The sequence below is a fragment of the Cellulomonas sp. genome (genome assembly GCF_036279715.1).
Classification (GTDB): domain Bacteria; phylum Actinomycetota; class Actinomycetes; order Actinomycetales; family Cellulomonadaceae; genus Cellulomonas_A.
Genome location: NZ_DASUIR010000088.1, coordinates 1 through 10567, shown reverse-complemented (window position 1 = coordinate 10567; position 10567 = coordinate 1). Strand labels below are relative to the sequence as shown.

General features: G+C 71.5%; 9 protein-coding genes. 3 read left to right on the top strand and 6 right to left on the bottom strand.

Going from position 1 to position 10567, the window contains the following annotated elements:
• Window positions 1–381: aldo/keto reductase (locus VFW79_RS09045; RefSeq protein ID WP_329676983.1), on the top strand; the 381-nt coding region annotated here is incomplete at its 5' end.
• A gap of 15 nt (window positions 382–396) precedes the next feature.
• Here VFW79_RS09045 and VFW79_RS09040 read toward each other — a convergent pair.
• From VFW79_RS09040 to VFW79_RS09020, 5 genes are all read right to left on the bottom strand, one after another.
• Window positions 397–2901 carry a PKD domain-containing protein gene (locus tag VFW79_RS09040; protein WP_329676982.1) on the bottom strand — a complete coding sequence of 835 codons (2505 nt, stop codon included), beginning with the start codon at window positions 2899–2901 and terminating at the stop codon, window positions 397–399.
• A 331-nt stretch (window positions 2902–3232) separates the two neighbouring features.
• Window positions 3233–3763: a hypothetical protein gene (locus VFW79_RS09035; RefSeq protein WP_329676981.1), complete on the bottom strand. Its 531-nt coding sequence runs from the start codon at window positions 3761–3763 to the stop codon at window positions 3233–3235.
• Window positions 3764–3881: 118 nt separating this feature from the next.
• Window positions 3882–4688, bottom strand: a complete 807-nt coding sequence (locus tag VFW79_RS09030) for a hypothetical protein (RefSeq protein WP_329676980.1) — start codon at window positions 4686–4688, stop codon at window positions 3882–3884.
• A 23-nt stretch (window positions 4689–4711) separates the two neighbouring features.
• Window positions 4712–5260 carry an RNA polymerase sigma factor gene (locus VFW79_RS09025; RefSeq protein WP_329676979.1) on the bottom strand — a complete coding sequence of 183 codons (549 nt, stop codon included), beginning with the start codon at window positions 5258–5260 and terminating at the stop codon, window positions 4712–4714.
• Window positions 5261–5401: 141 nt separating this feature from the next.
• The gene (locus VFW79_RS09020) at window positions 5402–6328 is read right to left on the bottom strand and encodes an FKBP-type peptidyl-prolyl cis-trans isomerase (RefSeq protein ID WP_329676978.1); all 927 of its coding nucleotides are present in this window, start codon (window positions 6326–6328) and stop codon (window positions 5402–5404) included.
• A gap of 148 nt (window positions 6329–6476) precedes the next feature.
• On the opposite strand from VFW79_RS09020, the gene VFW79_RS09015 reads away from it, so the two are divergent.
• Both VFW79_RS09015 and VFW79_RS09010 read left to right on the top strand, forming a co-directional pair.
• Window positions 6477–7568, top strand: coding sequence for a Gfo/Idh/MocA family oxidoreductase (locus VFW79_RS09015; protein ID WP_329676977.1), 1092 nt, complete (start codon window positions 6477–6479; stop codon window positions 7566–7568).
• 46 nt (window positions 7569–7614) lie between these two features.
• The gene (locus VFW79_RS09010) at window positions 7615–9018 is read left to right on the top strand and encodes an amino acid permease (RefSeq protein ID WP_329676976.1); all 1404 of its coding nucleotides are present in this window, start codon (window positions 7615–7617) and stop codon (window positions 9016–9018) included.
• A gap of 126 nt (window positions 9019–9144) precedes the next feature.
• Here VFW79_RS09010 and VFW79_RS09005 read toward each other — a convergent pair whose 3' ends face one another.
• Window positions 9145–10548 (bottom strand): hypothetical protein, encoded by a 1404-nt coding sequence (locus VFW79_RS09005; protein WP_329676975.1) that lies wholly within the window; start codon window positions 10546–10548, stop codon window positions 9145–9147.
• Window positions 10549–10567 lie beyond the last annotated feature (19 nt).

Here is a 10567-nt window from a genome sequence, read left to right as displayed (position 1 = left end):
CCCTACTCGCCGCTCGGTCGGGGGTTCCTCACGGGCACGATCACGTCGTCGGACGCGCTTGCCCCCGACGACTTCCGCCGCAGCAACCCGCGCTTCACGGGTCACGCGCTCGACGCCAACCTCGCGCTCGTCGACACCGTGCGGGTCATCGCGAGCCGCAAGGGCGTCACGCCCGGCCAGCTCGCGCTCGCGTGGGTGCTCGCGCAGGGGCCCGACGTCGTCCCGATCCCGGGCACCAAGCGGATCGCGTACCTCGAGGAGAACGTCGCAGCCGACGCGGTCGACCTCACCGCAGAGGACCTGGCCGCGCTCGACGCTGCCCTGCCGATCGGCGCCGCTGCCGGTGACCGGTACGCCGACATGGGCTCGATCGACCGCTGACGCCCTCGGTCGGCGTCAGGCAGCTGGTCGGAGGGCGCGCACCCAAGCCGCCGCAGTGGTCGACGCGCTGAGCGTGAAGGTAGTGGTGCCGCTGCTCCCGGCTGTGGGTTGAGGCATGGAGGACAACGAGGCGTCTTGTGCGCCGACGATCTCCCATGCCTCGGTCCAGCCGGTGGGCGGGGTACCGGTGATGCTCGTGGAGTTGAGGCAGAGCCCGCCGACGAGCAGCGCGTCCGGGGTCACAGTCGTGACGCTGGGCACGGTGATGGTTGTTGAGCCGCTCGTCGTCACCTTGGTCGCGGCAGCTGTGTCGAACGGGTTGGCGGTGTCCACCCCGTGGAAGTCGCTCACGCCACCGCCCCACTTCTGAGCGGACGACAAGGTCCACGTCGTGCTCGCGGGCTCGAGGGTCGGGTCGGTGACCACGTGGTAATAGACGAACGTGCTCGCGAGCCCACCAGGCGACAGCTTGGCGATCATGGAGCTCCAGCCGACCGGTGTCGAGGAGATGGTGGGCGACTGGTCCGCGTTGATCTCGGCGACCAAGAAGTCACCTGCGACGAGCCCGGTCGGTGTCGGAAGTGTCACAGCTGTGGCCGCGCTGGTCGACTGGGTTGACGTTGAGGCGCCGACCGTGATGCCGCTACTGGCGGGCGGCGGCGGCGACACCACGACCGCATCGGCCTGACTGACCGTGCTGGAACCCGACGCGTTCGCGGCGGTCAACGTCACCGTGTAGCTGCCCTCAGCGGTGTACGTGTGACTGGGGTTCTGGCTCGTGCTCGGGGCGCTGGCGTCGCCGAAGTCCCACGACCAGGATGTCGGGCTTGCCGTGGATGTGTCAGTGAACGCGACGTTCAGCGGTGCCGTGCCTGATGCCGGAGTCAGGGTGAACGCTGCCGTGGGTGCGGGTGCGGGTGAGACGACGACGGCGCCGGTCTGGGTGGCCGTGCCGGAGCCCGACGCGTTGGTGGCGGTGAGGGTCACGGTGTAGGTGCCGGCGGCGGTGTAGGTGTGGGTGGGGTTCTGGGTGGTGTCCGGGGCGCTGCCGTCGCCGAAGTCCCACGACCAGGATGTCGGGCTTGCCGTGGAGGTGTCAGTGAACGCGACGTTCAGCGGTGCCGCGCCTGATGCCGGGGTCAGGGTGAACGCTGCCGTGGGTGCAGGTGTGGGGGGTGGCGGGGGGGCTACTGTCGGCGCCCAGTCGGCGAACCAGTAGTGCTTGGTGGAGTCGTTGGACGCCAGGACGACCATTCCGGTGGTCGCGTCGACCGGCTGCTTGCTCGTGGTGACGTTGTTGACGTTCGCCGAGGATCCGTCTTCGATCACGGGAGTCCCCCGACCGTCGACGAATACCGGGTTGTCCATCGACGCCGTCTTCTCGTAGATCGCACCCGGGGTGCCGGCGTACGGGCAACCTGTCACCGAAGTCGACGGCCCCGTCATGAACACGTGGACCAGGCGGGCGTCGCTCTCCAGCACGACCTGCGGTCGGGTCTGGCAGTCAGCGATGGTGGAGATCGGCGTGGAGTCGAACGAGCCGGTTCCCGGCTTGTAGGTCAGCAGCAGCAGCTGGGCCTGCGAGGTGCTTCCGCCGCTGGAGTCCAGGCTGGTCTTGACCGAGGCGAAGACGCGACCGGAGTCGTCGGCCTGCAGGGTCTTGAGGTTGAGGTGGTCATCGGCCTGGTGGGGTCCGCGGTTCGCCGAGCCCACGTGCCACGATGCAGCCGCGGTCGCCGACGTCCCGTCGTTGCGCCAGGCCCACCACACCGTGCCGGTGAGCTGGTCGCTCCACATGACGCCGATCTTGCTGCGCTGGAATGCCACGACCGCAGAGATGTCGTCCACGGACGGGTTCGGGTTGCTGGCACCGGGGACCGGGAACGGAGTCGGCCAGCTGGTGCCGCCCACAGCCGAGGCGTTGACGTAGGTCGTCGCCGTGTAGCCGGTGGTAGAGCTGCCCTTGACTTGTACCCAGGTCGCCCAGATGACTCCCGTGGAGTCCTCGTCGATGGTCATCGACTCGGTCGAGTAGTCACTGATCGTCGTGGGGAAGCCGGCGTCGAGGGTGTACGCACCGCCCGAGTAGCTGTACCGCCTGAGCTTCGCCGGCTGTCCGGACTTGGATACCTTGGGCGAGCTGATGGTGGAGACAGTCGCCACGTGCGATGCGATGTAGAGGTGACTGCCGTCCCACAACGTGTCCGCGAGGGTGGTCGATCGGGAGTCCACCAGGACACCCGTGTCCACCCAGCTCGCGGTGGCGCGATCGAGTCTCTCGATGTGCCACCCGCTGCTCCCGGCCCACATGTAGGCCCACCACGACCCGTCGTTCCACCACAGCTTGCTCTGCGGCTTGTCGGAGGTCGGGGGGTGTGTGACGCCGCTGTAACTGGGGCCGGTGGTTCCGTAGCTCGTGGCGGCTTGCGCGGCGACCGGGGACACGAGTCCCAGCACGACCACCAGCACGGCGCCCAGCGACCAGCGGTTCAAGCGACGGATGCCGCGTGCTCTGTCCACCCCACACCTCTGCCTCTCTGGCTGCCACGATGCGGACCACCTGCGACACCGATGGCACTCCAAAGACCGTTACCGCCAGCATAATACGGCATAGCGGACAATTGTGGATGAAATTCGCCGATGAATTCGGCAAACGGGTGACATCCCGCCGTTCGGAAGCAGTTGTCTCACCCTGGGCACGACGGCTCGCAAGAGAAGGAATCGGGGGCCCGCCTCGGCTCGGCGGCGCACATCGCTGCGGTGGCATGACGAAGCCCCGTGGTCGGGGAAGATCACGGGGCTTCGTCGTCAGCTGGCCGGGCCGGCAGGGGGGAGCGGCCCGGTCAGACTCTCAGGGGCGAGCGTCGTGCGTGCTCTCGCCGTCGATCTGCACCGGCGCGACCGTCTGGGGGACGGCGACCGGCGTGGCGGCGTCGGTCGCGTCGTCGGTGTCCGCGTCGTTCTCGCTGGAGTCGTGGCGTACGTCGGCGCGGGCCTTGGCCTCGGTCGAGATCTCCTGGCCGTCGACGCCGCCGTCACGCGCGTCCTCGGAGACGCGCTGGCCGAACGCGGACGCGGTGGGCAGGTCGGTCGGCCGCGTGTGCGGCGCCTCGGTCGCGTCCTCAGTGGGCTCGGTCGTCGGCTCGTCCGTGGCCTCGGTCGTCGGGTCGTCCGTCGGCTCCGCGGTGGCCGACGCGGTCGCCGAGGCGCTGGCCGACGACGTCGGTGCCGTGACCGAGTCGACGGGTGCGGGGGTGGCGGCCTGGGCTGCGCCGACGGCGCCGACGGCGGCGGTCGCGACGACGACGCCGACCACTGCCTTGCCTGCGAGGCCGAGGCTGGTCAGCTTGGTCACGACTGCTGCGAGTGCACTGGTGCTCATCGGTACTCCTTGAACTCGTGGCGGCCTGCCCGGACGGGTGTGGCCACTCGTGGTTGGTCGTTCGGGGGGGTCATCGGGTTCGCGGCGCCCGGGGATACGGGTCGGCCGGCACGAGTTCTCAGCCGCGTCCCGCGGAGCGGGTCTGTTCGGGGGTCGGCGTCGGCGTGGGCGTCGCCGAGGCGGTCGCCTCCTGGTCGGTCGCTTCGGTGCCGTTCGACGCGCCGGTGCTCGGGCCCGCCGCGCGATCGGCGGCATGCGCGTCCTGGGCCTCGGCCGACGACGGGCCGGGTGCCGTCGAGTCCCCGGAGTCAGCCGAACCAGGGCCCGGTGCGGGCACGGCGCGGTTCGACGTGGCCGCGTCCGGAAGCTCCTTGCGCGCCTCGCCCCGCGCCTCGGCCGACGCCGCAAGATCGGCCGGTGACGCGTGCTGCGTCGGTCGCTGGGACGCTGAGCCCGCCGCGCCGGGGAGGGCAGCGGCGCCGTTCGGCGACTGCGTCGGCGCGGCCGGCGTGCCGTCGTCGGTGTCGCGCTGATGTCCGGGTGCGAGCACCGCGACGATGTGTCCCAGGGTCTCGCTCGCGCGTTCCTGCACCCCGGCGGGCAGGCCGCCGACCGCCGCTGCGGTGCCGACCGAGGCCACCGCGACGCCGGCGGTGAGGGCGATCTTCGCGGCGAGCCCCAGGGCTGCGGCACGGCTCGTGAGCCGACGCACGCGTACGGCCAGCGGGACGGCGGTCGACGCAGCGACAGGGCGCGGGGTGACGGCGCCCGGCGCACGGCCGGTGCGCAGCATCGTCGCGAGCGCATCGGTCGGTCGCGGTCCCGGCGCCTCGGCCGACTCGCGCAGCATCGCGACGAGCGCTGTCAGTGCCGGGTCGGCGTTGACCGCCGTGCCCCGCAGCAGCTCCTCGTCCCGGGCTCTCATGCTCCTGTCATCGTCGAAGGGGTTCATGGGGATACGCCCTCGGGCTCGACGATCTTGCGCAGAGCCGCGAGGCCCCGGTGCTGGAGCGACTTGATCGCGCCCGCCGGCTTGCCGAGCACCTCCGCGGTCTGCTCGAGCGTCAGGTCGGCGACGATCCGCAGCAGCAGGACCTCGCGCTGGTCGGGCGTCAGGGTGTCGAGCAGCTCGTGGACCCGTGCTGTGCCCAGCGCATCGAGCGCGTGGTGCTCGGCGGCCGGGGTCGTGCCGCCGGTGTCGTCCAGCGTGAGCTCGACGAGCGCGGGGGTGCGGGCCTCGCGGCGCCAGTGGTCGGCGATGCGGTGGTGCGCGATCGTGAACACCCACGACCGGAACGCCGCCTGGCTGCCCGAGAAGCCGTCGAGGCCCGTGAAGACCGCGAGGAACACGTCACTCGTGACGTCCTCGATCTCGGTCACGCCCTTGTTCCGCAGGTACGCCGCGACTGGACGGACCAGGTCGCCGTGGAGCGACTGGAACGCCTCCGGGGAGCCGCGGCGCGCTTGTGCGAGCACGCGGTCGAAGTCGTCGAGCACGGGTCCAGGATGCACGACGACGCTGGGAAGGTGCGCCGAACGCCCCCGCCCGCAGGTCAGGACAGGGCGACGTCGCAGGCCTGACGCAGCGGCGCCCACCCCCGCGTGGAGGTGGGCGCCGCTGTCAGGCAGGTGCGTCGGTCAGGAGGCGGCGAGGATGTCGACGACGAAGACGAGCGTGGAGTTCGCCGGGATCGTGCCCTGCTCGGTCGCGCCGTAGGCGAGGTCCGGGGGGATGACCAGGAGGACCTGGCTGCCGACGGTCTGGCCGACGAGACCCTTGATCCAGCCGTCGATGATCGAGCCGGACGTCAGGGCCGACGTGAACTTCGAGCCGCCCCACGACGAGTCGAACTTCGTGCCGTCCCACAGCCATCCGGTGTAGTTGACGGTGACCGTCTGGCCGTCGGTGACCGCTGCGCCGGAGCCCTTGATGAGCGGCTGGGCGACGAGCGCGGTCGGCGCGGTACCCGTGACGGGGGTGAGCGTCGGGCTGCCGTCTGCGGCGAGCGTGACGGTCGGCAGGCCCGCGACGGGGGCGACGGCCTCGCCCTCGGCACGGTCGGGCACCGTCTTGGCGCCCACGATCTCGATGAGCATCAGCTCGGTGCTCTCAGCTCCGGGGACGCCGAAGAGGATCCGCGCGCCGACGTTCTGCCCGGCCAGCGCGGCGTTCATCTCCGTGCCGTTGCCCGTGTCGCCCATGGTGAGGGGGACGGTCGCGGCGCCGAAGGACGTCCCGAGGTCGGTCCCGTCCGCACCGTTCACGGCGTAGTAGTGGACGGCGAGGATCTGGCCGTCCTCGAGCTTGGCCCCGGTGCCGGGCGTGATCAGCCGCGACGCGATCGCGGTGAGCGTGAACGGCTGGGTGAAGGTGAACTTGGGCTGCGCGCCTGCATCGCCCGCGACCTGCACGGAGGCGAGGGCGGCGATGTCGGCCGGGCTGGCGGTCGAGGCCGCCGCGGCCGGTGTCTCGGTCGGCGATGCAGACGCATCGGACTTGCTCGTGCCTGCACAGCCGGCCAGCAGCAGCGCGAGGGCAAGGGTGGTGGCTGCCAGTCGGCGCACGTCACTGTCCTTACATGATCGGTCTCTCCACCCTTTTTCGGGCGGCGGACCCCGTGACGGTACGTGATGTACCTGGGTGCCCGCTGAGGAGCTCCGCACAACGGGGGGCTGGGTCGGCTCGAGATCCGGTCGCGCTAGCGTGGCGCGCATGAGCAGACCCCTGAGGTTCGGCGTCGTCGGGAGCGGCTGGCGGGCCGAGTTCTTCGTCCGGATGGCCCGACTTCTGCCCGACCGGTTCGCGGTGTCGGCGGTCGTGACGCGCACGGCCGAGCGGGGCCGCGAGATCGAGCGCGCCTGGGGCGTGCCGACCGTCCGCACGATCAGCGAGCTCGTCGCCGGTCCCGGCCGCCCCGACGTCGTCGTCGTCGCGGTCCCGTGGCCGGTCACGCCGGTCGCGATCCGTGAGCTCGTCGCCGCGGGGATGCCGGTGCTCGCGGAGACGCCGCCCGCGCCCGACGCGGCCGAGCTGCGCGCGTTGTGGACCGACGTCGGGACCTCGGGGCTCGTCCAGGTCGCCGAGCACAGCCCCTTCATGCCGGCCCATGTCGCGCGGATCGCCGCGGTGCAGCGCGGCGCCGTCGGCCGGGCCACCTCGGTCCAGATCTCGTCGACGCACCTCTACCACGCGGTCGCGGTGGTCCGCCGGCTCCTCGGCGCCGGCCACGGTGAGGTCACCGTGCGCGCGAGCACGTTCACTGCGCCGCTGCTCGACCCGGTCTGCCGCGACGGCTGGAGCGGTGCGACCGCACCGACGCCGGCTGCGACGATCCTCGCGACCCTGGACTTCGGCGACGGGCGCAGCGCGCTCTACGACTTCACGGACAACCAGTGGCACAACCCGCTGCGCACCAACCGGATCGTCGTGCGCGGGTCGACCGGCGAGCTCGTCGACGACCGGCTCGTGCGGTTCACCGGGCCGCGCACCGTCGTCGAGTCGCGGCTGGTACGGCGCCAGTCGGGCATCGAGCAGGACCTCGAGGGGTTCGACCTGGACCACGTCAGCCTCGACGGCGAGGTGCTCTACCGCAACGCGTTCGTCGGCGCGCGCCTGGCCGACGACGACCTCGCCGTCGCCGGGCTCCTCGCCGCGACGGCCGCGTGGCTGCACGACGACGGCCCGGCGCCCTACCCGCTCGCGGAGGGCAGCCAGGACCACCTCCTCGGGCTCGCGATCGAGGAGGCGGCCCGCACCGGAGAACCCGTCCGGACGGCGCGCGAGCCCTGGGCGACGAGCGCCTGACGGGACGGTCGCCGGCTGCTCCTCATCGGGTCGGTAGCCTCGAGCGGTGAGCCCCCCCATCGCGTCCGACCCTGTCGGTACGCCCTCGATCGTCGCGATCGAGCCCCCGAGCCCGCTGGGCCATGGTCTGCGGGTCCGCCACCTCACGATGATGGGCCTCGGCTCCGCGATCGGCGCGGGCCTGTTCATCGGCACCGGCAAGGGCATCGCGATCGCCGGGCCCGCGATCCTGCTCTCCTACGTCATCGCGGGCGGCATCGTCGTCCTGGTCATGCGGATGCTCGCCGAGATGGCCGCCGCGATCCCGTCGAGCGGCTCGTTCTCGACCTATGCCGAGGCCGGCATCGGGCGCTGGGCCGGCTTCGTCATGGGCTGGATGTACTGGGTGACGCTGATCATGGTGCTCGGCGTGGAGATCACCGCCGCGGCGGGCATCATCCACGGCTGGCTGCTCGGCGTGCCGCAATGGATCGTCGCTCTCGTCCTCATCGGCGCCTTCGCGGTCGTCAACCTCGTGGGAGTGCGGAGCTTCGGGGAGTTCGAGTTCTGGTTCGCGTCGCTCAAGGTCGCCGTCATCGTCGTGTTCCTCGTCGTCGGCACGCTGCTCGCGCTCGGCGTCCTGCCGGGCACCGACCCCGTCGGGACCGCGAACCTGCTGGGGCACGGCGGGTTCGCGCCGCACGGTCTCGCGGGCATCGCGTCGGGCCTGCTGGTCGTGGTGTTCGCGTTCGGCGGGATCGAGATCATCACCATCGCGGCAGCGGAGTCCACCGACCCCGAACGGTCGATCGCGACCGCCGCGCGCAGCATCGTCTGGCGGATCCTGCTCTTCTACATCGGCTCCGTCGCGATCATGGTGCTCGTCCTGCCATGGACCTCGCCGCAGCTCATCGACGGTCCGTTCGTCGCGGTCCTCAACCTCGCCGGCATCCCGTGGCTGTCGCGCCTCATGGGGCTCGTCGTCGTGGTCGCGCTGCTGTCCGCGTTCAACGCCAACGTCTACGGCACGTCCCGGATGGCGTTCTCCCTCGCTGAGCGCGGGGACGGACCGCCCGCGCTGCTGCGCGTGTCCCGGCGCGAGGTCCCGGTCGCCGCGGTCGCCGTGTCGATCGTGTGCGCGGTCCTCAGCGTCCTGCTCAACTGGCTGCTCCCCGACCGCCTGCTGGGCATCCTGCTGAACGCCGTCGGCAGCTCGCTGATCGTCCTGTGGGTGTTCATCGCCGTCTCGCAGCTGCGTCTGCGGCGCCGGATCGAGGCCGAGGGCCGGCTCGGCGTACGCATGTGGCTGTTCCCGTACCTCAGCTGGGCCACGCTCGTGCTGCTCGGGGGGTTCGTCGCGCTCATGCTGTCCGACGGCGAGGCCCGCGGGCAGCTCGCCTCGACCGCCGTGCTGTGCCTCGTCCTGGCCGCGATCTACGTGATCCGCGAACGCGTGCGCGCCCGCCGCTGAACCGACCGAAGCGTGGATCTCGGGCGCCACGCCGTCTTCAGACCTGCCACATGGTGCCCGCCGCCTGCGGTCACGGACGACCGGGGCCGGTCGAACGTCGTGCGCATGCGCCTGGTGGGTCCTGCGTCACTCGATGGTGAAGGTGGATCTGCCTGACATGTCGAAGGCCGTGCCGTCGCCGGGCCGCAGCGACTGCTGGTAGATGATGTCGTAGGTGCCCGCCGGCCACGGCTCACCCAGCATGAAGGTGCACGTGAAGCGGCCGACCGCGAGCTCGTACTGGACAGACTCCTCGGCCGGCCACTGGTCGATCGCGAAGTAGCTCTTCGGGTTCTGCACCAGGCCCACCAGGCGTCCGTCCCGTGCGATGTACGCCATCGGGAGCCCGATGTCGGCGCCCACCGAGGCCGGCCCGGTGCTCGTGGTGGTCATCTGGACCACGAGCTCTCCATCGGCCAGGAAGCCCGTGGCCGAGAGGGTGGCCGGCGTCTGCGGGGTGTTGGGCACGGGCGTCACAGTGGCGACGTCCTTGCCGCAGAAGGACATCTGGTCCTGCCCTGACATGGTCGCGTTGTTCGTGGTGAGCCCTGTGCCGAGCCGCAGAGGGACACCCGGCGCGAGATGGAAGGGCTCGTAGACGCTCGGGGCGGAGCTGGTCGGCTCCTCGGTGGGAGCGGCACCCGGCTCCGGTTGCGGCGGGGGCTCCCCGAGCGCCCCGACCAACGAGTACACCCGCTGTGTCGTGCCGTCAGCCTTCGTCACGTCGGTCCGGACGACCAGCTCGTACTCGCCATCGACGAGCGGGACGTCGAGCGCACCGTCGCCGCCGGCGCCTGGCGCCGAAGCGCAGGAGGCGATCTGCACCTCGGCGGGCGCGAGCGGCAGCGGGACGTACGTGGCCGTGTCGGATGCCGGGAGCACCCCCTCGGTGAGGTTCCCCAGCGGCCGGTTGGCGACGCCCACCACATTCCAGGTGAAGGTGTCCTGGTCGAACCGGGTAGCCCAGACGTCCACCAGCCGCACCTGGACGGTCTGGGCCTGCGGGCTGGTCGAGGAGAGCTGCAGGCCGAGCTCGAACGGCTCGCCGACGTTCGGGCTGATCTGCCAGTCGGCCGTGGTCGACGACCACCAGTAGTCCCCCGCGTCGTCGGTGTCGACGAAGGAGTCCTCGGCGATCGTCTGGGCGCACGCGTCCCAGCCGGGTGCCCAGACTGCGTCGGTGGCCGTCGGGGTGGCCGTCGGGGTGGCTCTCGTGGTCGGCGCGGGCGAGGCGGCGGACGCGGTCGGTGTCGGGGCGGGCGCGTCCGGCAGCGCGGGATCCGCAGCTCGATGGCGCAGCGCTGAGGCGCCGGCGATCCCGCCGAGCGCCAGGACGGCCACGGTGGCGGCGCCGATGGCGGAGTAGGTCGCCGCACGCTGGACGCGCCGACGGTGCGCCCGCTTCTGAAGCAGCGCGATCGGCAGGTCGTCGAGGAACGGGCGCTCGCTCTGGCTGAGGTCGTGCAGGTCACGCCGCAGGTCGTGGCTCACAGTCGCCCTCCGTCGCGGT

Bases quoted from the DNA above. Each gene is read 5' to 3' on its own strand.
- VFW79_RS09035 (WP_329676981.1), bottom strand. From the start codon at position 3,763: ATGAGCACCAGTGCACTCGCAGCAGTCGTGACCAAGCTGACCAGCCTC.
- VFW79_RS09030 (WP_329676980.1), bottom strand. From the start codon at position 4,688: ATGAGAGCCCGGGACGAGGAGCTGCTGCGGGGCACGGCGGTCAACGCC.
- VFW79_RS09015 (WP_329676977.1), top strand. From the start codon at position 6,477: ATGAGCAGACCCCTGAGGTTCGGCGTCGTCGGGAGCGGCTGGCGGGCC.